Origin of the sequence: Streptomyces sp. NPDC012510, from assembly GCF_042955065.1 — a bacterium.
Taxonomy (GTDB): Bacteria; Actinomycetota; Actinomycetes; order Streptomycetales; family Streptomycetaceae; genus Streptomyces.
Window position 1 is genome coordinate 15,918 of record NZ_JBIBEN010000003.1, and the last position, 25,231, is coordinate 41,148.

General features: G+C 70.6%; 19 protein-coding genes and 3 pseudogenes. 9 read left to right on the plus strand and 13 right to left on the minus strand.

Going from position 1 to position 25,231, the window contains the following annotated elements; all coding sequences use genetic code 11:
* Window positions 1-44 precede the first annotated feature (44 nt).
* Window positions 45-1,124, plus strand: a complete 1,080-nt coding sequence (locus ACFY9I_RS05655; RefSeq protein WP_390997090.1) for an NAD(P)-binding domain-containing protein — start codon at window positions 45-47, stop codon at window positions 1,122-1,124.
* Window positions 1,125-1,364: 240 nt separating this feature from the next.
* Here ACFY9I_RS05655 and mltG read toward each other — a convergent pair whose 3' ends face one another.
* On the minus strand, window positions 1,365-2,246 hold the full coding sequence (mltG, locus tag ACFY9I_RS05660; RefSeq protein WP_390997092.1) for an endolytic transglycosylase MltG: 882 nt from the start codon (window positions 2,244-2,246) through the stop codon (window positions 1,365-1,367).
* Between the two features lie 43 nt (window positions 2,247-2,289).
* Complete coding sequence (locus tag ACFY9I_RS05665; protein ID WP_390997095.1) at window positions 2,290-4,215, minus strand: ABC transporter transmembrane domain-containing protein; 1,926 nt, start codon at window positions 4,213-4,215, stop codon at window positions 2,290-2,292.
* A 158-nt stretch (window positions 4,216-4,373) separates the two neighbouring features.
* On the opposite strand from ACFY9I_RS05665, the gene ACFY9I_RS05670 reads away from it, so the two are divergent.
* Window positions 4,374-4,829, plus strand: a complete 456-nt coding sequence (locus ACFY9I_RS05670; RefSeq protein ID WP_390997097.1) for a MarR family transcriptional regulator — start codon at window positions 4,374-4,376, stop codon at window positions 4,827-4,829.
* Window positions 4,830-4,944: 115 nt separating this feature from the next.
* On the opposite strand, the gene ACFY9I_RS05675 is transcribed toward ACFY9I_RS05670, so the two are convergent.
* The 3 genes and pseudogenes from ACFY9I_RS05675 to ACFY9I_RS05685 all read right to left on the minus strand — a co-directional run bounded on the left by ACFY9I_RS05675 (window position 4,945) and on the right by ACFY9I_RS05685 (window position 7,594).
* The gene (locus ACFY9I_RS05675; RefSeq protein ID WP_390997100.1) at window positions 4,945-6,399 is read right to left on the minus strand and encodes a cation:dicarboxylate symporter family transporter; all 1,455 of its coding nucleotides are present in this window, start codon (window positions 6,397-6,399) and stop codon (window positions 4,945-4,947) included.
* A gap of 107 nt (window positions 6,400-6,506) precedes the next feature.
* Window positions 6,507-6,856, minus strand: a pseudogene (locus ACFY9I_RS05680) (hypothetical protein); the annotation flags it as partial.
* Window positions 6,857-6,898: 42 nt separating this feature from the next.
* On the minus strand, window positions 6,899-7,594 hold the full coding sequence (locus tag ACFY9I_RS05685) for a hypothetical protein (protein ID WP_390998045.1): 696 nt from the start codon (window positions 7,592-7,594) through the stop codon (window positions 6,899-6,901).
* A 376-nt stretch (window positions 7,595-7,970) separates the two neighbouring features.
* Here ACFY9I_RS05685 and ACFY9I_RS05690 point away from each other — a divergent pair, with 376 nt between their 5' ends.
* The 3 genes from ACFY9I_RS05690 (at window position 7,971) to ACFY9I_RS05700 (ending at window position 12,352) form a co-directional block, all read left to right on the plus strand.
* Window positions 7,971-9,851: an ABC transporter transmembrane domain-containing protein gene (locus ACFY9I_RS05690; protein WP_390997102.1), complete on the plus strand. Its 1,881-nt coding sequence runs from the start codon at window positions 7,971-7,973 to the stop codon at window positions 9,849-9,851.
* Window positions 9,848-11,629 carry an ABC transporter transmembrane domain-containing protein gene (locus ACFY9I_RS05695; protein WP_390997104.1) on the plus strand — a complete coding sequence of 594 codons (1,782 nt, stop codon included), beginning with the start codon at window positions 9,848-9,850 and terminating at the stop codon, window positions 11,627-11,629. Before ACFY9I_RS05690 ends, ACFY9I_RS05695 begins: the two co-directional genes overlap by 4 nt.
* 252 nt (window positions 11,630-11,881) lie before the next feature.
* A complete protein-coding gene (locus ACFY9I_RS05700; protein WP_390997107.1) occupies window positions 11,882-12,352 on the plus strand; it encodes a DUF5709 domain-containing protein in 471 nt (156 codons plus the stop codon).
* A gap of 645 nt (window positions 12,353-12,997) precedes the next feature.
* On the opposite strand, the gene ACFY9I_RS05705 is transcribed toward ACFY9I_RS05700, so the two are convergent.
* A complete protein-coding gene (locus ACFY9I_RS05705) occupies window positions 12,998-13,792 on the minus strand; it encodes a metal-dependent hydrolase (RefSeq protein ID WP_390997109.1) in 795 nt (264 codons plus the stop codon).
* A gap of 166 nt (window positions 13,793-13,958) precedes the next feature.
* On the opposite strand from ACFY9I_RS05705, the gene ACFY9I_RS05710 reads away from it, so the two are divergent.
* From ACFY9I_RS05710 to ACFY9I_RS05725, 4 genes and pseudogenes are all read left to right on the plus strand, one after another.
* Complete coding sequence (locus ACFY9I_RS05710) at window positions 13,959-16,472, plus strand: DUF3516 domain-containing protein (protein ID WP_390997112.1); 2,514 nt, start codon at window positions 13,959-13,961, stop codon at window positions 16,470-16,472.
* Window positions 16,473-16,491: 19 nt separating this feature from the next.
* Window positions 16,492-17,364 (plus strand): acyl-CoA thioesterase domain-containing protein, encoded by an 873-nt coding sequence (locus ACFY9I_RS05715; RefSeq protein ID WP_390997114.1) that lies wholly within the window; start codon window positions 16,492-16,494, stop codon window positions 17,362-17,364.
* 10 nt (window positions 17,365-17,374) lie between these two features.
* Window positions 17,375-17,818 (plus strand): annotated as a pseudogene (locus ACFY9I_RS05720) (ABC transporter permease); the annotation flags it as partial.
* A gap of 87 nt (window positions 17,819-17,905) precedes the next feature.
* Window positions 17,906-18,604 carry an FCD domain-containing protein gene (locus ACFY9I_RS05725; RefSeq protein WP_390997117.1) on the plus strand — a complete coding sequence of 233 codons (699 nt, stop codon included), beginning with the start codon at window positions 17,906-17,908 and terminating at the stop codon, window positions 18,602-18,604.
* Window positions 18,605-18,891: 287 nt separating this feature from the next.
* Here the strand turns inward: ACFY9I_RS05725 and ACFY9I_RS05730 are convergent.
* The 7 genes and pseudogenes from ACFY9I_RS05730 to ACFY9I_RS05760 all read right to left on the minus strand — a co-directional run.
* Window positions 18,892-19,101, minus strand: a pseudogene (locus ACFY9I_RS05730) (acyl-CoA thioesterase); the annotation flags it as partial.
* A gap of 48 nt (window positions 19,102-19,149) precedes the next feature.
* Entirely contained in the window at window positions 19,150-20,148 is a 999-nt protein-coding gene (locus tag ACFY9I_RS05735; RefSeq protein ID WP_390997120.1) for a DUF6397 family protein, read from the minus strand.
* Window positions 20,149-20,276: 128 nt separating this feature from the next.
* Complete coding sequence (locus ACFY9I_RS05740) at window positions 20,277-20,690, minus strand: roadblock/LC7 domain-containing protein (protein ID WP_390997123.1); 414 nt, start codon at window positions 20,688-20,690, stop codon at window positions 20,277-20,279.
* A gap of 298 nt (window positions 20,691-20,988) precedes the next feature.
* On the minus strand, window positions 20,989-21,594 hold the full coding sequence (locus ACFY9I_RS05745) for an ATP/GTP-binding protein (RefSeq protein WP_390997125.1): 606 nt from the start codon (window positions 21,592-21,594) through the stop codon (window positions 20,989-20,991).
* A gap of 207 nt (window positions 21,595-21,801) precedes the next feature.
* The gene (locus tag ACFY9I_RS05750) at window positions 21,802-22,218 is read right to left on the minus strand and encodes a DUF742 domain-containing protein (protein WP_390997128.1); all 417 of its coding nucleotides are present in this window, start codon (window positions 22,216-22,218) and stop codon (window positions 21,802-21,804) included.
* A gap of 20 nt (window positions 22,219-22,238) precedes the next feature.
* Complete coding sequence (locus tag ACFY9I_RS05755) at window positions 22,239-22,676, minus strand: roadblock/LC7 domain-containing protein (RefSeq protein ID WP_390997130.1); 438 nt, start codon at window positions 22,674-22,676, stop codon at window positions 22,239-22,241.
* Window positions 22,673-25,216 carry a nitrate- and nitrite sensing domain-containing protein gene (locus ACFY9I_RS05760; protein WP_390997133.1) on the minus strand — a complete coding sequence of 848 codons (2,544 nt, stop codon included), beginning with the start codon at window positions 25,214-25,216 and terminating at the stop codon, window positions 22,673-22,675. The genes ACFY9I_RS05755 and ACFY9I_RS05760 overlap by 4 nt, the downstream gene beginning before the upstream one ends.
* Window positions 25,217-25,231: the final 15 nt, after the last annotated feature.

The window sequence follows — 25,231 nt, forward strand, 5'->3', positions numbered from 1 at the left end:
CGGCGCTCGGGAAGACGCAGGATCCTCTCTCCGTTGGTAGAGGTGTGAACAACACACGCGAGGTCGAGGTAGTGGTCATAGGCGCTGGTCAGGCAGGTCTGTCCAGCGCCCATCACCTGCGGCGAGCCGGTTTCGAGCCGGAGCGCGACTTCGTGGTGCTGGACCACTCCCCCGGTCCGGGCGGCGCCTGGCAGTTCCGCTGGCCGTCGCTGACGTACGGCAAGGTGCACGGGATGCACGCGCTGCCCGGGATGGAGCTGACGGGGGCCGATCCGGCCCGGCCGTCGTCCGAGGTCATCGCGGAGTACTTCGACCGCTACGAGCGGACCTTCGATCTGCGTGTGAGGCGTCCGGTCGACGTCCATGCCGTGCGGGAGGGGGAAGGCGGGCGGTTGCTCGTCGAGACCTCGGACGGTCCGTGGTGGTCGACGCGGGCGCTGATCAACGCGACGGGTACCTGGGACCGTCCGTTCTGGCCGCGTTATCCCGGTCAGGAGACGTTCCGGGGGCGCCAGTTGCACACCGCGCGCTATCCGGGGCCGGAGGAGTTCGCCGGGCTCCGGGTGGTCGTGGTGGGCGGGGGCGCCTCCGGGACGCAGCACCTGCTGGAGATCGCCCCGTACGCCGCCTCGACGACCTGGGTGACGAGGCGTCCGCCCGTGTTCCGTGAGGGGCCGTTCGACGAGGGGGCGGGCCGCGCGGCCGTCGCGCTCGTGGAGGAGCGGGTGCGGCAGGGGCTACCGCCGAGGAGTGTCGTGTCGGTGACGGGGCTGCCGCTCAACGACGCGATCAGGCAGGGCATGGCGGACGGCGTTCTGGACCGGCTGCCGATGTTCGACCGGATCACGCCGGACGGCGTGGAGTGGGACGACGGCCGCCGTGTGGACGCCGACGTCATCCTCTGGGCGACCGGTTTCCGCGCCGCCCTCGATCACCTGGCCCCGCTGCGCCTGCGTGAACCCGGCGGCGGCGTCCGCGTCGACGGCACCCGAGCGGTGGCCGATCCACGGATCCACCTCGTCGGCTACGGCCCGTCGGCCAGCACCATCGGCGCCAACCGCGCGGGCCGCGCGGCGGTGCGGGACATCGGACGACTCCTGGCGGCCCAACCGGTCGCCGCCTGACACCGGAGCCGATTCGGTACGGCCGCACGGGTGCCGTGCGTCCTCGACACGGCCGCCACCCGGCCCGCCCGACCACCCGGCCCACCTGTCCACCCGGTCCGCCCAGCCACCCGGCCCACCTGTCCACCCGGTCCGCCCGACCACCCCGGCCCGCTCGAACAACCGGCTCGCTCGACCAGCCGGCCGTCCCATCCCATCCCGTCCCGTACGCCGGAGCGGCCCGACCTCCCTCGGCGGGGCTCAGCCGGTCGCCTGCGAGGGTGACGCTGAGCTCGTCCCCGCGCTCGCCGACGCCTTCTTCCGGTTCTCGTTGAACTCGGCGACGTTGCGCAGGTGTTCTTCGTAGTTCGCCGTGAAACGGGTGTCGCCCGGTTTGACCGTCACGAAGTACAGCCAGTCGCCCGGTGTCGGGTTGATCGCGGCGCGCATCGCCTCCTCGCCCGGGTTGGCGATCGGCGTGGGCGGCAGACCCATGCGCTGGTACGAGTTGTAGGGGCTGTTGATCTTCGTGTCGTCGAGTGAGGTGTCCAGCGTGGTGCGGTTCAGCGCGTAGTTGATGGTGGAGTCCATCTGCAGCGGCATGCCGCGCGCCAGACGGTTGAAGACGACGCGGGACACCCTGCCCATGTCGTCCTTGGTGGCCGCCTCGGTCTGGATGATGCTCGCGACGGTGACCGCCTGATAGACGTTCATGGCGTTGCGCTGCGCCCCGGCCGTGATCCGACCGCCGTTGAACTTCTTGTGGGCGGTCTCGACCATGGACGCCAGCAGGGCCTCGGGGGTCGTCTTCTCACCCACGGGGTACGTCGCCGGGTAGAGGTAGCCCTCCGGATTGCCCTCGGCATCGGCCGGCAGCGTGAGTGTGGCCTTGGCCAGGGACTTCTTGGTGGATCCCGCGGGCAGGGCGAGGGCCTTGTCGACGGCCTCGTAGACCTGGCCCGAGCGCCAGCCCTCAGGGATCACCAGTGATGCTGGGCGTTCGGCCTGTCCGTCGCCGCCGACCAGGCTCAGCAGCGGCACCGCCACGGCGGTGGCCGCCACGACGGCCCCGGTCGCGATGAGGGCGGCCCGGCCCCGGTGCGTCAGTCGAATCGTGCTCCGTGGCGGAGTGTTCATCTGCATGCGGGCACGGTAACCCGCATATCACCTCAAATCCGGCATATCTTCATCTTGTCGGCTCCAGTTTCGGCGCCTTCTTCGACATTGGCGTTTTCGGCTCCGCTTCCGGGGCGTGGGTCTCCCCGCCCGGCTGCAGCCGCGCGTCCCGCCGTACGAGTGCCGCGTACCGTCCGTTGCGGTCCAGAAGTTCCTCGTGAGTGCCGCGTTCGACCGCGCGGCCGGAGTCGAGGACGACGATCTGGTCGGCCTCCCGGACGGTGGAGAGCCGGTGGGCGATGGTGACGGTGGTGCGGTTGGCGGAGAGCGCGTCGATGGCCTGCTGCACCGCGTGCTCGGTGCGGGTGTCCAGGGCACTGGTCGCCTCGTCGAGGATGAGGACCGGCGGGTCCCGCAGAATGGTGCGGGCGATGGCGAGGCGCTGCTTCTCCCCGCCGGAGAAGCGGTGGCCGCGTTCGCCGACGATCGTGTCGTAGCCGTCGGGCAGGGCCGCGATGTGGTCGTGGATCTGCGCCGCCCGCGCGGCGGCATACAACTCCTCGTCGGTGGCGTCCGGCTTGGCGAAGCGCAGGTTGTCGGCGACCGAGGCATGGAAGAGGTACGTCTCCTGGGAGACGACGCCGATACCCCGGGCAAGCGTGTCGAAGTCCAGGTCGCGTACGTCGACCCCGTCGAGGGTGACCCGGCCGCCCGTGACGTCGTAGAGCCTCGGCACCAGGCAGCCGAGGGTGGACTTGCCGGCGCCGGTCGGCCCGACGACGGCAAGGCTGCCGCCGGCGGGGACGGTGAGGTCGATGCCGTCGAGGATGGGGCGCGCCTCGGCGCCGCCGCCGTCTCCACCGGCGGCGCCGTGGTCACCGCCGGCACCGTCTCCGTCGTAGCGGAACTCCACGTTCTCGAACCTGACTTCGCCCTTCACCTGGTCGAGGTGGATCGGACGCTCGGGCTCGGTGATGTCGATGGGCAGGTCCAGGTACTCGAAGATGCGCTGGAACAGGGCCAGCGAGGCCTGGATCTGGACGCCGGTGGACAGCAGGCTCACGGTCGGCCGGAAGAGGTTCTGCTGGAGCGAGACGAAGGCGACGAGCGTGCCGACCGAGACGGACGGGCCGCCGAGCTGGAGCGCGACCCCGGCGGTCCAGTAGATGACGGCGGGCATGGCCGACATGACGACGGTGATGACGGCCATCCGCCAGCGCCCGGCCATGTTCGCCCTGACCTCCAGGTCGACGAGTCCCTCGGACTCCGCGGCGAAGGACCTGGTGAGCGAGTCGGAACGGCCCATCGTGCGTCCGAGCAGGATGCCGCTGACGGAGAGCGACTCGGTGACCGTCGCGGCCATGCCGGCCATCTGCTTCTGGCGCTGGGTGGTGATCTTCTTGCGTTCGTCGCCCACCCGGCGGCTTATCCACACGAACAGCGGCAGCAGAAGCAGGGTGACCACGGTCAGCCGCCAGTCCAGGGCGACCATGGCGACGACGGTGGCGATCACGCTGGTGGAGTTGGAGACCAGGGAGGTCGCCGTGGAGGTGACGGTCGCCTGCATGCCGCCGATGTCGTTGGCGATGCGGGACTGCACCTCGCCGGTGCGGGTCCGCGTGAAGAACGCGAGCGACATGCGCTGCAGCCGGCCGTAGACGGCGGTGCGCAGGTCATGCATCACGCGCTGGCCGACGGTCGTGGAGATCAGCGTCTGCAGGACGCCGAAGATGCTGGTGAGCACCGCACTCAGGATCATGCCGAGCGCGAGGAGGCTCAGCAGCCCGGTGCGGCCCTCGGGGATCGCGGTGTCGAGGATCTCCTTGAGGAGGAAGGGCGTGGCGACCGACGCGAGTGACGCGGCGCCGACGAGCAGGCCGACGATCGCGAGCCGGCCTCGGTAGGGGCGGAAGAGCCGCAGGATGCGCCGTACCTGACGGGGTTGTTCCGCAGCGTCTTCGGGGGGTGCCCAGGTGGGTTCGCGGTCGGGGTGCATGAGCTCCTTCGGGAGGTGTTGTGGATTCGGCATGTTCCGTTCGAGTGCGCGGACGTGCAGGCGGGTGCGGTGCGGCACGTCCGGTGAATCAGACTTACGGAGCCTAGCTCATTGTTACCTATACTCACAATGAACATGGTCCTGATATTGTTCCCCGTATGACCACCCCCGACGCCGACGGTCCGCTCGCCGAGCAGCTGTTGCGGCTCACCCGCCGAGTGCACCGCATCCAGAAGCGCCATCTTCAGCAGAGCGGACTGGAGATCACCCCGGCGCAGTCACGGCTGCTGCGCACCCTCGCGCACTACGACGCGCCGCCGCGTATGGCCGATCTGGCGGAGCGACTGGAGGTCGTACCCCGGGCGGTGACGACACTCGTCGACGCACTGGAGGACAGCGGACGGGTGCGCCGGGTGCCCGATCCCACCAATCGGCGGGTGATCCGGATAGAGGTCACGGACGAGGGCCGCGAGGCCCTGCGGGAGCTGCACCACGCCAGGCGCTCGGCGGCGGAGGAGATCCTGGCGCCCCTGTCGGACGATCAGCGGGGCGTCCTCGGGGGGTTGCTCGACACACTGGTCGACGGGGCGCCGGGGGCGGAGCCGCGCTGCTGAGGCCAGGCGGCGTCGCACCTCGGAGGTACTCCCTCCGCCTGAGCGCACACGAAAGGGGCCCGGCGCGTGGTGTCGCGGCGGGCCCCAGGTGCTCGGGGAATCGATGGGCGGCGGGTCAGCTCGCTCCGGGAACGGGCTCCTTCGTCCCGGCCTTGGGCGGCTCGGGGGCGGCGGCCTCGACTCCGCTGTCGGTGGCCTCAGTTCCACTACCAGTGGCCTCGGAGCCACCACCAGTGGCCTCGGATCCACCGGCGCCGGGCTCGTCCTCCTCCACGAACTCGATCTCCCCGTTCAGCATCTTCTTCGCCCGGTCGGTGTCCAGCGCACCCTCCCACTTGGACACCGCGAAGACGGCGACGCAGTTGCCGAGCAGGTTGGTGGCGACGCGCATGGAGTCCATGATCCGGTCGACGCCGAGGAGGAGGGCCACGGCTCCGGCGGGGATGGCGCCGAGCGAGGCGGCGGTCGCGGAGAGCGCCAGGAAGGCCGAGCCGGGGATGCCGGCCATGCCCTTGCTGGTCAGCATGAGGACCAGGATGACGGTGACCTGCTGGCTGAGGCTGAGGTCCACACCCACGGCCTGGGCGATGAACAGGGTACCGATGGAGAGGTAGATGGACGCGCCGTCGAGGTTGAAGGAGTATCCGGTGGGCAGCACCAGCCCGACCGCGTCGTCACGGGCACCGGCCTGCCGCAGTTTCTGCATCATGCGCGGCATGACGCTCTCACTGGAGGCGGTGCCCAGCGCGAGCAGCATCTCCGCGCGGGTGTAGCGGACGAACTTCCACAGGCTCAGCCCGGTCATCAGCTTGAGCGCGACGCCCAGCAGCACCAGGAAGGCGACGGCGACGGCGTAGCAGAGGATGATCAGCTTGGCGTAGGTCTTCATCACGCCCAGGCCGTACTCGCCCACCAGGTGGACCATCGCGCCGAACACGGCGAGCGGGGCCAGCTTCATGACGAAGCCGACGATCGCGAAGATGACCTCCTGGGCCTGCTCGATGGCGGGCAGGATCTTGGGCACCTTGGTGTGGCCGAGGTGGAGGAGCGCGGCGCCGGTGAGACAGGCGAGCACGAGCACCTGGAGCAGCGCGTTCTCGGCGAACGCGCCGATCGCGCTCTGGGGCAGCGCGTTCAGGAGGAACTCGCCGGTCGTCGGCAGTTCGCCACCGGCCGTCTTCGCGTCGACGGCCGAGGTGTCGAGCTTGGAGGGGTCGACGTTCATGCCCGAGCCGGGGCCGAAGAGGTTCGCGGCGACCAGACCGATGAGCAGCGCGGCCGTCGAGGCGACCTCGAACCAGATCAGGGCCTTCAGCCCGATCCGCCCGAACGCCTTCAGGTTGCCGGCTTTGGCGATGCCGACGACGACCACACAGAACACCAGGGGCGAGATGACGGTCTTGATGAGACGGATGAAACCGTCGCCGAGCGGCTGGAAGGTCGTGGCCGTGTCCGGCCACAACCTCCCGACGACGATTCCGAGCACAAGCGCGACTCCGACTTGTGCGAACAGTGAGGTACGCAGCATGCGTGCGACGCGTCGCGGCAGGGACGGTACGGACTGCGGCACGGGCACTCCTCCGAAGGACTTCTGGTATGCGGAAAAGTGCTTCCGCGCCGATCACTATCGGGGAGTTGCCGCTCGAGCGGAAGACCGCCGTGTTTCGTCGATGTAAATCATCGATCAGACGTCGCATCGCACGCATTTCGCGCCAACAGCCAAATTCGCTCCTCCGTCAGCACTCCCTGTACGGAGACAGCGATCCGTCGTAGCAGCCGTTCCGCTCCGTACGCTCGGTAGCGCTCGGTAGCGCTCGCTCAGTCGTCCCGACCGCATGACACTGGTCACGCGGTACGTTCGCCGTGTACGTGGCGTCACCCGTGCAGGTGTCGTCGAGCCGGGACCACGCCGGGTGACGCCCGTCGCGCGTCTCGGTGAGCGTGGCCCGGTCGCCGAGCGTGAGGACGGTGCGCAGCGGGTCGCCCGCGCCGAGCGTCGTCGTTCCGTCCATCGTGTACGACCGCCGCGGCCCGGGGCGCCAGGCACTGTGCGGCAGGCACCCGGCTTCTCAGGCCTTCAGCTCGGCCCTGTCCCCCATCACGATCACCGGGTGCTGTGCCGGGTCGAGCGTGCGCAGCAAGTACTCCATGCCCGACTTGGACAGGCTGACGCACGCCGAGGTGCCACTGCCATGGTCCATGTGCAGCCAGATGCTGCCGCCCTTCGCCTGGCCCTCGGGGCGCGCCGGGTCGATGGGCGAGGTGCCCTTGACGCGGTTGTAGTCGATGGCGATGACGTAGTCGAAGTCGTGCCAGTGCGTCTTGGCCCAGTAGTGCGGTGCCTGAAACGACGCCGACCGGCTGTACGGGAGTTTGGCACCCGGGTCGGCGAGGACCCCGCCCGCGTCGCTGAGTGTGAACACACCTACGGGGCTGCGCCTGTCGCCCTCGTGATGGTCGGTGGTCCAGCCCCTCTTGCCGTTGTGCCCTTGCCAGCTCCGCGTCTTCTTCCAGGCGGAACCGCTCTTCGTGTAAAGGACGACCGTGGCGTCGGCATCGTTCCTGCCCTCGCCGTAGACCGCCACGACCTGACGGGATGCGGCGGGGATCCGCTTCTGCAGTCGGTCGCCGACGTCCGGGATACGGGTCGGATCGGTGGTCTTCACCCCAGCACGACCGGCTTCGCCGCCGGACGTGGTGGCGTTCGTGTCGGACTTGGCCCCGTCTCCCGTACCGCCCGAACCGCCGCACGCCGCCAAGGACATCACCAGGGCACCGCACACCGCCGCCGCGAGCCGCCCGCCCACCGCGCCCTTCACCACTCCTCCGTCCCTCGCAACCCCGGTTCGTCCGTGCCCCGCACCACCGGTCCGTCCTCGCCCCGTACCGCCTGTTCGCATGCGCTCCATCGTCGCACTGCGCACCGCCTCCGGGCGCCCCTGCCCCGTCCGTCGGGCCCCCACGGTGGCGGTCCAGGCCGAAACTTTGCCCGGCCGCGGAAAACCGTTTGCTTCCGACCACGCGGCGACGCGAACCTTGCACGGTCGGTCACCAGACCTCGCCACCCTTTTCTCCGCGCTTCTTCCCCGCCTTCTCCCTCTCGCCTTCTCCCCCCACCCTGACTCGAGCCGCTGGGACGTCATGCAGATTCAAGACCTTCCGTATCAAGACCCGGGTGTGCCCGACGTTCGCTCGGGTCCCCGATTCCTCTGGTGGCTCGGCCGGAATCAGCTCGGCGGGCAGTTCAAGGCACTGGCGTGGGGGCTGCTGCACTTCACCTCCGTGGCCGGGCTGCCGTTCTGCGTCGGCTTCGCCATCCAGGCCGTGGTCGACCGCTCCGGCGCCCGACTCGCCCTCGCGGGCGGGCTGTTGGCACTGTGCGGGTTCACCGTCGCGCTCGGCGACACCTTCCTGCACAGGACGGCGGTCACCAACTGGATCACCGCCGCCGCGCGCGTCCAGCAACTGTTGGCCCGCAAGACGGCCCAACTCGGCTCGGCGCTCACACGGCGGGTGGCGGCCGGAGAGGTGGTCGCGGTGTCCACGGGCGACGTCGAGAAGATCGGCTGGTTCGTCGAGGCGGTCTCCCGCTTCACCGCCGCGGCCCTCACCGTGGTGCTGGTCTGTGTCGGCCTGGTCGTCTACCAACCCGCGCTCGGCATCATCGTCGCCCTGGGTGTGCCCGTCCTCGCCCTCGCCGTGCTGCCGCTGCTGCCCCCTGCGACCCGTCGGGCCGACCTCCAGCGCGAGAAGGCCGGCCGCGCCACCGAACTGGCCTCCGACACCGTCGCGGGCCTGCGTGTCCTGCGCGGCATCGGCGGCGAGGACCTCTTCCTGGAGCGCTACCGCCACGCCTCCCAGGAGGTCCGCCACGCCGCCGTCCGCAGCGCCCGTATGTGGGCCCTGATCTCCGGAATCCAGGTGCTGCTGCCGGGGCTGCTGATGATCGCCGTCGTCTGGCACGGCGTGGGTCTCGCCCGCGAGGGCCGGGTCACGGTCGGCGAACTGGTCACCGTGTACAGCGCGGTCATGCTGCTGACGTATCCGCTGCGGCACTTCGAGGAGATCGCGATGGCGTACTCCTTCTCCCGTCCGTCCGCCAAGCGGGCCGCCCGGGTGCTGTCGCTGGAGCGGGCCACGGACACCCAGGGGTCCCGCGACGCCGCCGTGCCCGCCGGGGACCTGTACGACCCGGCGACCGGACTGCTGGCACCCGGCGGGTGTCTCACCGCGGTGGTGTGCGGCGACCCGGACGCTGCCGGACGGCTGGCGGAACGGCTGGGCGGCCACGCCCCTGAGGAGGGCCCCTCCGTGCTCCTCGGCGGCGTCCCGCTCGACGAGCTGCCGCTCGATTCCGCCCGTACGGCCGTCCTGGTCCAGGACAAGGACCCGGTACTGCTCTCCGGCACACTGCGCGACCTCCTCGACGTGCCGGCCTCGGGCGAGGTCACGGCGGAGGAGGCCCTGGCCGCCGCGCAGTGCGGTGATGTGCTGGAGGCCCTGGCCCAGGGGTCGCTCGACGCCGAGGACCCGATGGACGCGCGGATCACCGAGCGCGGCCGTTCCCTCTCGGGTGGTCAGCGCCAGCGGCTCGCACTGGCCCGGTCCCTGATCACCGACCCGGGCGTGCTGGTCCTCGACGAGCCGACGTCCGCCGTCGACTCGCACACCGAGGCGCGGATCGCCGAAGGCATCCGGTCACTGCGCGCGGGCAGCACGACGCTCGTCCTCACCTCCTCGCCGCTGCTGCTGGACCTCGCCGAACGCGTCGTCCTGGTGCACGAGGGCGAGATCGCGGCGGTCGGCCTGCACCGCGAACTGATCCACGAGGAGCCCCGGTACCGGGCCGTCGTCACCCGCGAGACCGACGAGGAGGCCGGCCCGGCCGACGGAACCGGGTCGCAACCCGACCCGATGGCCGGACCGGGGACGAGGACCGCCTTCGCCGGCGGTTCGGCGCAGCGCGAAACCGCCCTCGGCGACGTACTGGACGAACTGGAAGAGATCGAGGAGACCGCATGATCGGCGTGGCGCCACCGGCGTACGACCCGGCCGCCCCGACGACGGCGAACACGCTGCCCGTCGGCGCCCCCGCGACCGTACGCGCCTACGTGGCCGAGCTGTTCCGCCGGCACCGCCGGGCCTTCGTCCTGCTCATCGCCGTCAACACGATCGCCGTGGTGGCCTCCATGGCGGGCCCCTACCTGCTGGGCTCGCTCGTCGAGCGGGTCTCGGACGGGGCACGCGAACTCCATCTGGAGATGACGGCGACGGTGTTCGTCGTCGCGCTCGTCGTCCAGGCCGGCTTCGTACGCGAGGTACGGCTGCGGGGCGCCATGCTCGGCGAGCGGATGCTGGCCGACCTGCGCGAGGACTTCCTCGTCCGGTCCGTCGGGCTGCCGCCGGGCGTCCTGGAACGCGCCGGGACGGGGGACCTGCTCTCCCGGATCACCACCGACATCGACCGGCTCGGCAACGCCATGCGCGAGGCAGTGCCCCAACTGGCGATCGGTGTCGTCTGGGTGGCACTGCTACTCGGCGGTCTCGCCGTGACCGCTCCCCCGCTCGCCCTCGCCGTACTGCTGGCCCTGCCGCTGCTGATCGTCGGATGCCGCTGGTACTTCAGGCGCGCGCCCTCCGCCTACCGCTCGGAGGCCGCCGGGTACGCCGCCGTCGCCGCCGTGCTCGCGGAGACCGTGGACGCCGGCCGCACCGTCGAGGCCCACCGCCTCGGCACCCGCCGTATCGACCTGTCGAACCAGCGGGTGCGGGAGTGGACGGCCTGGGAGCGGTACACGCTCTGGCTGCGATCGGTCCTCTTCCCGGTCATCAACCTCACGCACATCACGGTCCTCGGCTCGGTCCTGATCATCGGCGGGGTGTTCGTCCTGCACGGCTGGATCGGCCTCGGCCAGCTCACCACCGGTGCGCTCATCGCCCAGATGCTCGTCGACCCGGTGAACCTGATCCTGCGCTGGTACGACGAGCTGCAGGTAGCCGAGGTGTCGCTGGCCCGCCTGGTCGGTGTGCGGGACATCGAGCCGGAGGACGGCGACCCGGCTGTGGCCCCGGAGGGGCGTCATGTCCACGCCGACCAGGTGCGCTTCGGATACCGGGAGGGCGTCGACGTCCTGCGCGAGGTGTCCCTGGAGGTCGCGCCCGGCACCCGGCTCGCCCTGGTCGGCCCGTCCGGCGCGGGCAAGTCGACGCTCGGCAGACTTCTCGCCGGGATCTACGCGCCGCGCGACGGATGTGTGACCCTCGGTGGCGCCGAGCTGTCCCGGATGCCTGCCGAGGACATCCGCTCGCATGTGGCCCTGGTCAACCAGGAGCACCATGTCTTCGTCGGCTCCCTGCGCGACAACCTGCTCCTGGCCCGTACGGGTGCGGCGGACGCCGAGCTGTGGGCGGCGCTGGGCGCGGTCGACGCCGACACCTGGGCACGGGCGTTGGACGAGGGGCTGGACACCGAGGTCGGCTCCGGCGGCTTCGCGCTCACCCCGGCGCAGGCCCAGCAGATCGCCCTGGCCCGGCTGGTCCTCGCCGACCCGCACACACTGGTCCTGGACGAGGCGACCTCGCTCCTCGACCCGCGCGCGGCCCGCCATCTGGAGCGCTCCCTGGCCCGCGTCCTCGACGGCCGCACCGTCGTCGCCATCGCCCACCGCCTTCACACCGCCCATGACGCCGACGTCATCGCCGTCGTCGAGAACGGCCGGATCAGCGAACTGGGCAGCCACGATCAACTGGTCGAGGCGGACGGGGCGTACGCGGCGCTGTGGAGGTCCTGGCACGGCTGACGGGACCGGGCCCGGGGCGGAACCGATCCCGCCGCCGGCCCCGGTCCGTATGGGCGGCGTCGCGGGGTCGCCAGGTCGCCGGTGCCTGCCGTTGCGCGGTGCCGAACGCGAGTGGAAGGCTGGTGGTGGGCACTGATTCGGGGGACGCCCGTGAACCGCCCGGTTCGCGGGGTTCGGGCCGGCGCCCAGCGGTCCGCGCGCCCACCGCCGCCCAGCGGTGGCACCGGGCCCGTCCCACCACTGGAGGTACCCGTGGACAGAGCCGGCGGATGGGGAGACGACGTCTACCAGCCAGACGGATCCGAGATCCAGGACGACGCGGGGCTGCTGGACGCCGAGGACACCCTGGTCGCCGACGGTGTGGCCGATCCCTTGGACCGGGGCTGGTCGCCACCGGAGCGGCCATGGGCGGTGGAGCACACCGGTGTGACCGCGGCGGAGCGCCTGCGCGGCGAGACCCTGGACCAACGCCTCGCGGAAGAGCTCCCGGACATCACCTACCCCGACGGGGACGGAATCGGCGACTCCCAGGACACCGACGGCGAGCCCTTGGACAACGAGGTGGGCGACCTCCGCTCCGGCCGCCTCGTCGCCCCCGACGAGGGCGCGCACGAGGACGAGGAGAGCGGGCTGATCGCCACCGACGTGGGCATCGACGGAGCGGCCGCCTCCGCGGAGGAGGCGGCCATGCACATCGTGGACGAGGAAGCACCGTCGGCGTGACACGGGCGGGAGCCCACCCGACCGCCCCGCCCCGCCAGGACGCCCGCGGCGACCGGCCGGTCCGGCCCGACCCGGCAGGAGGCCAGTCCCACTGAGCCGGCGGGGCGCCCGTCGACTCGCCCGGCAGCAAATCCGTACCCGCTGAGCCGGCGACGCGCCCGTCCGGCCGACCCGGCAGGAGGGTCGTCCCGCCGAGCCGCCGTGGACGCGGCCATGCACCTCGTGGAGAAAGAGGCCCCGTCCGTCTGGCGCGGCGGGACCCCGCCCGACCGCCCCGACAGGACACCCGCGGCCGACTGGCAGCAGGCCCGCCACCCGCGCGTCTGCCCGTCCGTCCGCCCGAGCAGGAGGCCCGTCCCGGTGAGCCGACCGGGGACCGGTGACCGGAGCAGCAGCAGAACCGCGCCATGGATGGGCCAGAACACCCGTCGACCGACCCGCCGGGAATCCGCTTCGCCAGCCGCCAGACAGGGTCCGTCCGCCCCAGCACGAGGCCCGTCCCGCCGAGCCGACAGGGCCCCCACTCGGCCGACGGGGCGCCGCCCACCGACCCTGGCAGGAAATGCGCCCGTCGACCCGAGAGGCGCTCCGACTCAGCGGACAGGGACCCTTGCCCCACCGATCGGGCAGGGCAGGAGCGTGCCGTCAGATGACGTTCAACGCCGCCGCCGCGCCCACTCCCCCGAGCACCATGAACACCGGCATCAGGACCCGCAGCTCCACCCAGCTTCCGGCACGGAACCGCATCGCCTTCGGCGGGCCCAAGGGGTACCAGCGCTTGCGCCCGATCGGTATCGGCCAGAGGATCGGGCAGCCGGAGACGGTCAGTGAGTCCCCGATGTCGTGCACGAGCGCCCCGAGGACGATCGGCAACCCGAGCCACAGGTACTCCTGGCCCGGCTGTGCGAACAGCCAGTCCGCTCCGTTGCCCGGCTTGTCCAGGACTCCGGCGAGGATCCACGCGCTGGTCGCGGCCAGCAGCCACACCAGCACATCGCTGCTCGACCCCCGGGCCGCCCGCCACAGCAGACCCTCGATGGCCAGCACCATGTGTACGAAGAGAATGGCCAGCACCGCCCAGCGGCCACCCGTGATCGCGATGGCCGAGGCGCCCCCACCGAGCAGCGCCGCCCACAGCCAGGTGTGCGTGAGCGTGCGGTGCCCCCCGGAGCGGCGCGGGTCGCCCTGCTTCTTCGTCGCCTTGTAGACGGCGTACGAGAGCTTGTCGACGATCTCGCACACCCAGCGTGACAGCGGACCGAAGGAGCGCGAGATCGTGGCCGCCTTGTGGTCCAGGTCGGGGGCGAGCGCGGCACCCGCGCAGATCAGCGCACCCGCGAGGAGGACCGGCCAGGGCATCGTGTGCCCGGCGGCGGCCGCCGCCGCCCCTACGCCGAGCCAGGCCGCGGCCCCCGACAGTGAGTGTGCTGGTCCCATCATGGCCGTGCCCCGTCCCGTTCCATTCGTGCCGCTGTCCAGTCGCCCTGTGCCGCTGTCCAGTTGTCCGTGTGCGCTGACGCTCCGTCGGCGCCACAGCGTAGCGTTCGCGATCTTCGGCCCGGCATCCGATTCCCCCATTGCGTGTGCGGGCAGGCAAGATGGGGGCGTGACCCTCATCGATCAGCTGCCGCGGACCGCCGACCCCGACGCCCTCTACGAAGCCTTCGAGTCGTGGGCCCTCGAGCGCGGTCTCACCCTCTATCCGCACCAGGAGGAGGCGCTCATCGAGGTGGTCTCCGGCGCGAACGTGATCGTGTCGACGCCCACCGGCTCAGGCAAGAGCATGATCGCGGCGGGCGCCCACTTCGCGGCTCTCGCGCGGGACGAGGTCACCTTCTACACGGCCCCGATCAAGGCGCTGGTCTCGGAGAAGTTCTTCGAGCTGTGCAAGATCTTCGGCACCGAGAACGTCGGCATGCTCACCGGCGACGCGTCCGTGAACGCCGACGCCCCCGTCATCTGCTGCACCGCCGAGGTGCTGGCGTCCATCGCGCTGCGCGACGGCAAGCACGCCGACGTCGGCCAGGTGGTGATGGACGAGTTCCACTTCTACGCGGAGGCCGACCGTGGCTGGGCCTGGCAGATCCCGATCCTGGAGCTGCCGCAGGCCCAGTTCATCCTGATGTCGGCGACGCTCGGCGACGTCTCGATGTTCGAGAAGGACCTCACCCGGCGCACCGGCCGCCCCACCGCCGTGGTCCGCTCGGCGACCCGCCCGGTGCCGTTGTCGTACGAGTATGTGCTGACACCGCTGACGGAGACGCTCACGGAGCTGCTCGCCACCAAGCAGGCGCCCGTCTACATCGTGCACTTCACCCAGGCGCAGGCCGTGGAGCGGGCGCAGGCGCTGATGAGCATCAACATGTGCACGCGGGAGGAGAAGGACCGGATCGCCGAACTGATCGGCAACTTCCGCTTCACCACCAAGTTCGGCCGCAACCTCTCCCGTTACGTACGGCACGGCATCGGTGTGCACCACGCCGGCATGCTGCCCAAGTACCGGCGCCTGGTGGAGAAGCTGGCACAGGCCGGTCTGCTGAAGGTCATCTGCGGCACGGACACACTCGGTGTCGGTGTCAACGTCCCCATCCGCACCGTGCTGTTCACCGCGCTCACGAAGTACGACGGCAACCGGGTGCGGACGCTGCGTGCACGTGAGTTCCACCAGATCGCGGGCCGGGCCGGGCGGGCCGGCTTCGACACGGCGGGCTTCGTGGTGGCACAGGCGCCCGAGCATGTCATCGAGAACGAGAAGGCGCTCGCCAAGGCCGGCGACGACCCCAAGAAGCGCCGCAAGGTGGTCCGCAAGAAGGCGCCCGAGGGGTTTGTGGGCTGGACGGACAACACCTTCGAGAAGCTGATCGCCTCCGACCCGGAGCCGCTGACCTCCCGATTCCGGGTCACGCACACGATGCTGCTGTCGGTGATCGCCCGGCCGGGCAACGCTTTCGAGGCGATGCGGCACCTGCTGGAGGACAACCACGAGCCCCGCAAGCAGCAGCTGCGGCACATCCGCCGAGCCATCGCGATCTACCGTTCGCTCCTGGACGGCGGCATCGTGGAGAAGCTCGACCAGCCGGACGCCGAGGGCCGCATCGTCCGTCTGACGGTCGACCTCCAGCAGGACTTCGCGCTCAACCAGCCGCTGTCCACGTTCGCGCTGGCCGCCTTCGAGCTGCTCGACCCCGAATCGCCGTCATACGCCCTGGACATGGTGTCCGTCGTCGAGTCGACGCTGGACGACCCCCGGCAGATCCTCGCCGCACAGCAGAACAAGGCGCGCGGTGAGGCCGTCGCCGCGATGAAGGCGGACGGCGTCGAGTACGAGGAGCGCATGGAGCGGCTCCAGGACATCAGCTACCCCAAGCCGCTGGAGGAGTTGCTCTTCCACGCGTACAACACGTACCGCAAGAGCCACCCCTGGGTGGGCGACCACCCGCTCTCGCCCAAGTCCGTCATCCGGGACATGTACGAACGGGCCATGTCCTTCACGGAGTTGGTGTCCTTCTACGAGCTGGCCCGCACCGAGGGCATCGTGCTGCGCTATCTCGCGAGTGCCTACAAGACCCTCGACCACAACATCCCGGACGACCTCAAGTCCGAGGACCTCCAGGACCTCATCGAGTGGCTGGGCGAGATGGTCCGCCAGGTCGACTCCAGTCTCCTCGACGAGTGGGAGCAGCTCGCCAACCCGGAGGAGATGACGGCCGAGGAGGCCCAGGAGAAGGCCGACGAGGTCAAGCCCGTCACCTCCAACGCGCGTGCCTTCCGTGTCCTCGTCCGCAACGCCCTGTTCCGTCGCGTCGAGCTGGCAGCCCTCGACCAGGTGGACGAGCTGGGCGAGATGGACGCCGAGTCCGGCTGGGACGCCGAGCGGTGGGGCGAGGCGATGGACAAGTACTGGGACGAGTACGAGGAACTCGGTACCGGTCCGGACGCGCGCGGGCCCCGCCTGCTGATGATCGAGGAAGAGCCGGAGAACGGGCTGTGGCGCGTCCGGCAGACCTTCGCCGACCCGAACGGCGATCATGACTGGGGCATCAGCGCGGAGATCGACCTCGCGGCCTCCGACACCGAGGGACGCGCCGTCGTCAAGGTCACCGACGTCGGTCAGCTGTGAGCACGGGAGAAGCCACGACATGACGACCAACCCCGCCGAGCGGCTCGTCGATCTGCTCGACCTGGAGCAGATCGAAGTCAACATCTTCCGTGGGCGCAGCCCCCAGGAGTCCATCCAGCGGGTGTTCGGCGGCCAGGTCGCCGGGCAGGCCCTGGTCGCCGCCGGGCGCACCACGGAGGGCGACCGGCCGGTGCACTCGCTGCACGCGTACTTCCTGCGTCCCGGCCGTCCGGGGGTGCCGATCGTCTATCAGGTCGAGCGGGTCCGTGACGGGCGCTCGTTCACCACGCGCCGTGTCACCGCCGTGCAGCAGGGCCGCACGATCTTCAATCTGACCGCCTCCTTCCACCAGCCGGAAGAGGGCGGCTTCGAGCACCAGTTGCCGCCGGCCCGTGAGATGCCGGACCCGGAGTCCCTGCCGACGGTGACGCAGGAGATCACCGAGCATCTGGGAGCGCTGCCCGAGCAGTTGGAGCGCATGGCGCGGCGTCAGCCCTTCGACCTCCGGTACGTCGACCGGCTGCGCTGGACACCGGATGAGGTCGAGAGCGCCGAGCCGCGCAGCGCCGTGTGGATGCGGGCCGTCGGCCCCCTGGGCGACGACCCGCTCGTGCACACCTGCGCGCTGACGTACGCCAGCGACATGACCCTCCTGGACGCCGTCCGCATCCCGGTGGAGCCCCTGTGGGGACCCCGGGGCTACGACATGGCGTCGCTGGACCACGCCATGTGGTTCCACCGGCCGTTCCGCGCGGACGACTGGCTGCTGTACGACCAGGAGTCCCCCATCGCGGTCGGCGGCAGGGGCCTGGCGCGCGGGCGCATCTACGACCGCGAGGGCCGGTTGGTCGTGTCCGTCGTGCAGGAGGGGTTGTTCAGGAAGCTGGCCTGACCCAGGGACAGTCATCCTCTTCGCCCTCGGCGCGGGCCCCCTCGCCTGGCTACGCCACGGCCGCGCCCTCTACGCCATCGGCGGCAACCCCGAAGCAGCCCGCACCGCCGGCATCCGCGTCGACCGCATCGTCTGGACCGTGCTGATCCTCGGCAGCGCGCTGGCCGCCTTCGCCGGCATCCTCTACAGCGGCCACTACGGATCCATCTCCGCCACCCAGGGCAACGGCTGGATCTTCCAGGTCTTCGCCGCCACCGTCATCGGCGGAGTCAGCCTCAACGGCGGCAAAGGCTCCATCTTCGGCGCCCTCACCGGCGTCCTGACCCTCCAACTCGTCGTCAACGTCATGACCCTCGCCGGCGTACCACCCCTGTGGAACCAGTTCCCCAACGGCGCGATCATCATCGTCGCCCTCATCATCTCCCGCTTCGCCTCCGGCGAGAAGCAGGAGTAGCCGCTTCTCGCGCACGGCTCCGCCCGACTCGATGCGGCGGGCGGAGCCGAACCGCACCGCATACACCCGGCACCGAGAGGCACGCTCGTGGCACTGACCGACGATGCCATCGACAAGATCAAGGCGATGATCGTCGCCGGCGAACTCGCACCCGGCTCCCGGCTGCCCAAGGAGGAGATTCTCGCGGGGCAACTGGGCCTGTCCCGCAACTCGTTGCGCGAGGCCGTCCGCGCCCTGACCGCCATGCGGATCCTGATCACCCGGCAGGGGGACGGCACGTACGTCTCCAGCCTGGAGCCCCATCTGCTGCTGGAGAGCCTCTCTTTCGCGGCCGACGTCTCCCAGGGCGAGACCGCCCGGCAACTCCTCCAGGTACGCAGGCTGCTCGAACCGCAGGCCACCGGACTGGCTGCCGCGCTACTGCGACCGGACGACCTCCTGGAGCTGCGTCACATCCTCGACCGGTGCCGGTCCGCCGCCACCGCCGAGGAGTTCGTCGCGCACGACATCGCCTTCCACCTCAGGATCGTCGAAACCGTCGGTAACCCGGTGCTCTGCATGCTCCTGCAAGTGCTCTCCACCCGCACCCAGCGCGTACGCATCATCCGGGGCAGCCGCACCCGCCAGGCCCTGGACAACGCCCACCACGACCATGAGGAGATCCTGCGCGCGCTCCGGTCGCGTGACGCGCTGCTGGCCGTCTCCGCCGCGACCGTCCACATCACAGCCGTCGAGCAGTGGCTGGCGGCCAGCCTGAACAACGATTCGCTACGGCCCCTCGAGTGAGCCCAAGGCGAACCTCACATGTGACAGGTCAGCTCACGGCTTCCGGGTGGGCGAAGACGACGGTCTAGCGTGCATCTCAACTGGCCCGGTCCGTAAAGAGCCAGAGCAGGATTCGCCCGGTCGTCCGCCAGGTGGATGGGCTCACCTGCCGCCTGCGCCTGGCGGCGAAGGCGCTCCGCTGCCCGCTTGAGATTGTCATGGTCGGCCAGGGCGAGCGAGCGAGTCATGTGCGCTCCGTACGTTCGTCGGACGCTCCGGGGCGGGGGCCGGAGGTGAAGGGAGGGACCACCGTCGGCGGCGCAGAAGCGGAAGCCGTAGGTCAGGCTGGTGGTACCGAGCCGTTCCACCCACAGGTGGAACGGCGTACAGGCCGGGAGCACCGGGTAGCGGGCGTTGTGCAGCATGCTGAGTGCGTCCAGGTCGTCCCGGTGGACGGTGAGAGCGACGAGTCGACCATAGGACGGGGCGGCAGTGGAGGGAGAGGTCTCAGTGGTCATGCGCGGCACTCCTCACGTGCCCGGGGGACCGCCGAGCCCTCAGGGTGATCAGGTCAAGGGTTTCCGCGCCGAACCGCGCCGAAGCCGGCCGAGGAAACCTCGACGTTTCTCGGAGCGCTTGGGCGGGGTCGGGCGTCGACCGGTAGAACGCCTCGTGTTCTCGGGGACCGTCGGCGCCGGTACTTTGCGGCGTGGCCTCGGGGCGAGGCGGTGGGCGCGGGCTTCGATGAGGGACTGTCGCAGGTCCGTCCGCAGCCACTCGATCTCGTCAGGGGCGTCCGCCGTCATGATCCGCAGGGTGAGCTGGGCGGCGGGTGAGTCGGGGGCGCCGTGGTCAGGCCGAGTGTGCCGGTGCCGGTTCAGGTGGGCGCGCTCATAGGGGTCTCGGACGATCTCGGCCACCTGGAGCGGATCGAGAAGGGAGGCCGGAGCGGCGGCGCGCCTCCAGGGGTCGTCGGCTTGGCGCAGCAAGACGCCGAGATGGCGCCCTCGCCAGTTCCGCGGGCGCAGATCCAGCCCCGCCTCCAACTGACGCCTGAGCTCCTCAGGGAGACGGCCCTTCAGCCACGGCGTGTTCGTCTCGTCTGCCGCGAACTGCCGCAGCTCCACTGCCAGATAGAGCCAGACCACCGCACGATACCTATTGAGGTGGAACGCGACCGGCGTGACCATGCCCAGCCGTGCGAGACGCATGAAGCGAGAGACCGGCACGTCCAGGATCTTGGCGGCCTCGGTGGTCCCCACGGCTTCGACTTGCTCTCGCAGTCCTTCCGGGTAGCCCTTTTCGGCCCGGAGCCGGTCGATCTCCGCTCGTGCGACCCGGCGGCCTCCGCCTCCGTCGTCGATCACCGTTCGGACCCGGCCCAGTTGCACGGCGAGCTCCAAGTCCTTACGCGTCAGGTGGAGTTCACGTGCGGCACGGCTCAGCGTGAGAGCACGTACGGTCTCACCGGCCGCCGCTGCCGCGGCGAAGCCGGGAGTGGTGGGCAGGCGGGGCTCGGCGGGCACGGCCCGACTGGTGCATGGCGTGATGGTGTTGCCGGACATGGTGGTTCTCCCCCGTGTGCAATGGTGCTCGCGCTGATCTCGCGCTCGCCTCGGGAAAACCGTAGCCCGATCACTGAAAGTCGTGGCGGGCCTGTGGATAACTCTGCTCGCGGCAGTGAAGCAGCAGGTCAGCGCTCCATCGCTGCCGAGCGTTCGGGCTGGCGGGCGTCCACGCGAAGGTGTTCACCGACGCGGTTCACCAGCAGGGTCATCTCGTAAGCGATCTGTCCGATGTCCGCTTCCGCGGCGCTGAGCACACACAGGCAGCTACCCGGTCCTGCGGCGGTGACGAAGAGCACCGCGTCGTCGAACTCGATCATCGTCTGCCGTACGTCACCGGCACCGAAGTGCCGCCCCGATCCCTTGGCCAGGCTGTGCAGTCCCGACGAGACGGCGGCGAGGTGTTCGGAATCCTCCCGTCGCAGCCCCGTGCTCGACGCCGTGACCAGTCCGTCGTTGGACAGGACCAAGGCGTGCCGTATGGGTTCCACGCGCTCGGTCAGGTCGTCCAGCAGCCAACCGAGTCCCGCGTTCTGCACCATTTCTCCGACTCCCCGTTTCGTCGTTCCCCCTGCAAGGAGGATCCGACGATTCAGCCTTCCCCACCGCTGCCGTCGGAGCAAGCAGGATGGGGACATGGCAAGGAAGATGACCGACAAGGAATGGCAGGCGCGCGTTCCGCACGGACGTCGCAGCGGCGGACACGGCGACCGTCCGTGCTGACAGGCGCCTCGCGCAGCGCCGATCCAGTGCGCAGGGAACGACGACGCCACGCGCTCCAGCACCGCGAACAACGGCGTCAAGGGACGGAAACCGGCCAGGGGCGCTTCTCCACCGGTTTCAGCCCACGGAGTCGAGCAGCCGAGCGGTGTGCATGCGACCGGCGTATTCGACGAGCCGTATCAGTACTTCCTTCCCGGAGTCGCGGTCCCTGGCGTCGCAGAGGACCACGGGAGTGCCCTCGTCGAGGTCGAGAGCGCGGGAGACGTCGTGGGCGTCGTGCGCGCGGGCTCCCGCGAAGCAGTTGACGGCGACGACGAACGGAATGTGCCGGTGCTCGAAGTAGTCCACGGCGGGGAAGCAGTCCTGGAGTCGCCGCGTGTCCGCGAGGACCACGGCACCCAAGGCGCCCTGAGCCAACTCGTCCCACAGGAACCAGAACCGGTCCTGCCCCGGCGTGCCGAACAGATAGAGCGAGAGCCCGGACCTGATGGTGATGCGCCCGAAGTCCATGGCGACCGTGGTGGTGACCTTCTGGTCCACCCCGTCGGTGTCGTCCACCGACTGTCCCACCTCGCTCAGGAGTTCCTCGGTGCGCAGCGGCCTGATCTCGCTGACCGCGCCGACGAGGGTCGTCTTGCCCACGCCGAATCCACCGGCGACAAGGATCTTCAGTGCCAGGGCGCCCGTGTCGCCGTCTGTCGCGTCGGAGTGCTCGGAGACCATCGATCACTTCTCTCGGGAGTGTCGGCCGTGGTCGACATCGGTACGGCTGCGCGAAGTCAGCATCATGACAACTGCCGCTCCTCCGTGTGGCGTTGCATTGCTTTTTCCTTGCGCCGACCGTTCTGTGTCTGTTCGGTGCCGGGTCGGACGCACAAGTCGGTACGGGACGGGACGGGGTGGTTGTTCATCCACAGCGTGGTTGTTCATCTACAGCGCCCTCAGCCCCTCGATCACCTCACGCAGGATCCGCTCGTCGGGGAGCTGTGCGGGCGGTACGGGACGGCTGACTGTGACGCGGCCGAGTTCCAGGAGGTCGCCGAGGAGCACCCGCACCACGCCGAGGGGCAGGTCGGCGCCCGCGGCGAGCTCGGCGACCGACTGGGTCTCGGCTCGGCACAGCTCGATGAGCGAGCGGTGTTCCGGGCCGAACGAGGTGTCGTCATCGGCGCAGGGCGCGCCGGTGACGAGCGACACGAGGGCGATCAGGTCGCAGCGGACCCCTCTCGGGCCGGGCTTGGTGCGACCGCCCGTCACGGCATAGGGGCGGACGAGTGGTCCGGCCTCGTCGTCGTACCACTGACTGCCCGGCGACTCGTTGGGAGCGCCCGTGCTGCCCTCGGCCATGAGCACGACCCGTCCCTGGTTCATCCGGCAGCGGGCGGGCGCGCCCCTGCGCGGGTCGGTGTGTGGAGGTGCTCGCCGACCCGTTTCACCAGCCGTGCCATCCCGTACGCCACCAGCCCGATGTCCGCGGTGACGGAGGTGAGGACGGCGAGACAGGAGCCGTCTCCGGCGGCTGCCACGAAAAGGAATCCGTCGTCCATCTCCACCATGGTCTGGCGTACGCCTCCGGCGCCGAAGTGGCGGCCCGCGCCCTTGGCGAGGCTGTGGAAACCGGAGGCCACGGCCGCGAGATGCTCGGCGTCCGCGCGCGCGAGGTCGCTGGAGGCGCCGACCGCGAGTCCGTCGTTGGACAGCACCACGGCGTGCCGCACCTCGTGCACGCGCAGGACCAAGTCGTCCAGCAGCCAGTCGAGTTCGCCGGACCGCTCGGTGGCCCTGGTGGTCGGGTCCTGGATCATGCGAGGTCTCCTTCGCTGCTGTCGCTGCTGTCGCTGCCCGTCGCGGGGCGGTGAGTGACGCCTCGGCCGGGTGCCCTGCCGCCGCCTCGGGCCCAGCCGTCGCGGTAGGCCGCCATACGGTCTCGTACGAGTTCCGGGGTGCGTTCGTCGTCCGGTCGGGCCGGCGTCGTGGGCACGGGGTGCCCGTCGTGCCGCTCGCGCAGTTGGGGTGCGAGGTGGGACTGGCGTACGCGACGCGGCAGTTCGTCGGTGTGTTCCGGTTCCGGTGGGGGGCGGTGCGGCCGCAGGGCGGTCACACCGGGTGGTGGTTCGGGTGGGTCGTCCGCCGTGGTCTGCCCGACGGAGGCGACGGGGGCCATCAGGGCGCGCCGGTCCGCGGGCTGTTCCATGGGTTCCTGGTGCGGGGCGGCGGCCACGCGCGCGTACTCGCGCTCCCGGGGTTGGGGCGGTGCCTCGGCGGCTACCTGAGGGGAACGTTCCGTCATGGCGTTGTGCAGCAAGGTGGTGGGCAGGAGGACCACCGCTGTGGTGCCGCCGTAGGGCGAGGTCCGCAGGTGGACCTTGATGCCGTGGCGGTTGGAGAGTCGGCTCACCACGAACAGTCCGAGCCGGTCGCTGTCGAACAGGTCGAGGGCCTCGGACTGTTCTATCCGGCGATTGGCCTCGGCAAGGGTCTCCTTTCCCATGCCGAGCCCCCGGTCCTCGACCTCGACCGCGTAGCCGTTGCCGACCGGTTCCCCGGTGATGCGTACCCGTGTGTGGGGCGGCGAGAACTGGGCGGCGTTCTCCACGAGTTCGGCGAGGAGGTGAGTGAGGTCGGCGACCGCGGTACCGGCGATCTTCGCCTCGGGAAGTCGTCGTACCTCCACGCGCGCGTAGTCCTCGATCTCGGAGACGGCGGCGCGGACCACGTTCGTCAATGAGACGGGCATGCGCCAGGCGCGGCCGGGGGCGGCTCCGGAGAGGATGATCAGGCTCTCGGCGTGGCGGCGCATACGGGTGGTGAGGTGGTCGAGCCGGAAGAGGTCGCTGAGTTCGTCGGGGTCCTCCGAGCGGCGTTCCATGGTGTCGAGCAGACTCAGTTGGCGGTGTACGAGGACCTGGCTGCGGCGGGCGAGGTTGACGAAGACCCCGGAGATGCCGTTGGCCAGTTCGGCCCGCTCGACCGCCGCGCGGAGGGCAGCCCGGTGCACGGTTCCCAGGGCTTCGGCGACCTGGCCGGTCTCGTCCTCCGCCGGTGGGCCGGGCGGGGCCTCGGTGTCGACGTCGATGTCCTCCCCGGCGCGCAGCTTCCGCATGGCGTGGGGCAGTTTGCGCCGGGCGATCTCCAGCGCCCCATTGCGCAGGCTCACCAGCTCGACGACGAGTCCGCGTCCGATGCGTACGGAGATGACGAGGGAGGCCGCGACGGCGACGAGGCCGAGGAGGACCGCGGCTCCGGCCGGCGTGAGCAGGGCTCGGGTGAACGGGTCGGCCCGGTCTGCGACGTCACTCCCGGCGTCGGCCTCGATGCCGCGCATGTCGTCCCGCACGCGCGTGTGGGCGGACTCCCAGACGGCCTCGGGAGCGGCGTGGAGCGCCTTGTCGCCCGTGTGACCGGCGAGGACCTTGTCCTCGATCGTGTGTACGTCGGCGTAGTCGCCTCCTTCGGCGAGTTCCTGCCAGGCGGCGCGTTCGGGGCCGCGCAGATCTGCGCCGGCGGCCTCGGTGAGGGTGCGGCGGGTGTCGACGGCGCCGGTGAACAGGCGCAGCCGCTCGCGGTCGAAGGTGCCGGACACCCGGGCGCCGGCCAGGAGCGCGTCCTCCTGGGCCAGGGCCTCGGCGGCGCGGGAGAACTCGAGCAGCACGCGTGCGTCGGAGCCGAGGTCTGCGTCCTGGACTCCGGTGAGCGCGCCGCCCACGCCGAAGGCCACGGAGATGGTCGTGGTGTACCTCTCGTACGTCTCGGCCCAGCTGGTGCGCCGGTCGAGCACCGCGGTCCGCAGTGCCCGCAGTTGTTCGGCTCCCGTGACGAAGCCGGCGAGGCGTTCGGCGACTCCCGAGGGCAGGTCGGTGCCGTCGGCGATGGTGTGCCGGTCGCCAAGACGCAGTGCGGCGACGGTTCGGTCGGTGTCCCGGGACAGCCTCTTCAGGGTGCGTTCCCGCTCCGTGGAGGGCCGGGTGGCGTACCGGACGGCGGCCACGCGCTCGTCCTGGAGCGCGGCGACGGCTTCGGCGACCGGGGCGCGTACGGAGGCGTCGACGCGTTGCAGTTGCCGGAGGCGGGCGACGTCCTGGGCGGTGGTGACGGTGGCGTGGGCCCACAGCGCGAGCAGGGAGATCACGGGCACCATCAGCAGGCAGACGATCTTGGCCCGCACGGTGCGGGGGCGCAGGTGCCATCGTCCCCCACGCGGGGGCGCTCCCGTCCTCGGAACGCCGGTCTCATCGGGTTCGAAGCCCTCGTCGGCCGGAGGTCCGGCGTGAGCGCGTCGGCCGCGTATCGCGGGTGGGGGCGGCGCCTCGGCAGTGGCTGTCGGGGTCCTGCGGGGTGTACGCATGGCCTCCTCGATCGG

What these genes read in the sequence shown, in the direction of transcription:
- mltG (WP_390997092.1), bottom strand. Translation starts at nt 2,246, where the DNA reads ATGCAGATGAACACTCCGCCACGGAGCACGATTCGACTGACGCACCGG.
- ACFY9I_RS05665 (WP_390997095.1), bottom strand. Translation starts at nt 4,215, where the DNA reads ATGCACCCCGACCGCGAACCCACCTGGGCACCCCCCGAAGACGCTGCG.
- ACFY9I_RS05670 (WP_390997097.1), top strand. Translation starts at nt 4,374, where the DNA reads ATGACCACCCCCGACGCCGACGGTCCGCTCGCCGAGCAGCTGTTGCGG.
- ACFY9I_RS05685 (WP_390998045.1), bottom strand. Translation starts at nt 7,594, where the DNA reads ATGTCCTTGGCGGCGTGCGGCGGTTCGGGCGGTACGGGAGACGGGGCC.
- ACFY9I_RS05690 (WP_390997102.1), top strand. Translation starts at nt 7,971, where the DNA reads ATGCAGATTCAAGACCTTCCGTATCAAGACCCGGGTGTGCCCGACGTT.
- ACFY9I_RS05695 (WP_390997104.1), top strand. Translation starts at nt 9,848, where the DNA reads ATGATCGGCGTGGCGCCACCGGCGTACGACCCGGCCGCCCCGACGACG.
- ACFY9I_RS05705 (WP_390997109.1), bottom strand. Translation starts at nt 13,792, where the DNA reads ATGATGGGACCAGCACACTCACTGTCGGGGGCCGCGGCCTGGCTCGGC.
- ACFY9I_RS05715 (WP_390997114.1), top strand. Translation starts at nt 16,492, where the DNA reads ATGACGACCAACCCCGCCGAGCGGCTCGTCGATCTGCTCGACCTGGAG.
- ACFY9I_RS05735 (WP_390997120.1), bottom strand. Translation starts at nt 20,148, where the DNA reads ATGTCCGGCAACACCATCACGCCATGCACCAGTCGGGCCGTGCCCGCC.
- ACFY9I_RS05740 (WP_390997123.1), bottom strand. Translation starts at nt 20,690, where the DNA reads ATGGTGCAGAACGCGGGACTCGGTTGGCTGCTGGACGACCTGACCGAG.
- ACFY9I_RS05745 (WP_390997125.1), bottom strand. Translation starts at nt 21,594, where the DNA reads ATGGTCTCCGAGCACTCCGACGCGACAGACGGCGACACGGGCGCCCTG.
- ACFY9I_RS05750 (WP_390997128.1), bottom strand. Translation starts at nt 22,218, where the DNA reads ATGGCCGAGGGCAGCACGGGCGCTCCCAACGAGTCGCCGGGCAGTCAG.
- ACFY9I_RS05755 (WP_390997130.1), bottom strand. Translation starts at nt 22,676, where the DNA reads ATGATCCAGGACCCGACCACCAGGGCCACCGAGCGGTCCGGCGAACTC.
- ACFY9I_RS05760 (WP_390997133.1), bottom strand. Translation starts at nt 25,216, where the DNA reads ATGCGTACACCCCGCAGGACCCCGACAGCCACTGCCGAGGCGCCGCCC.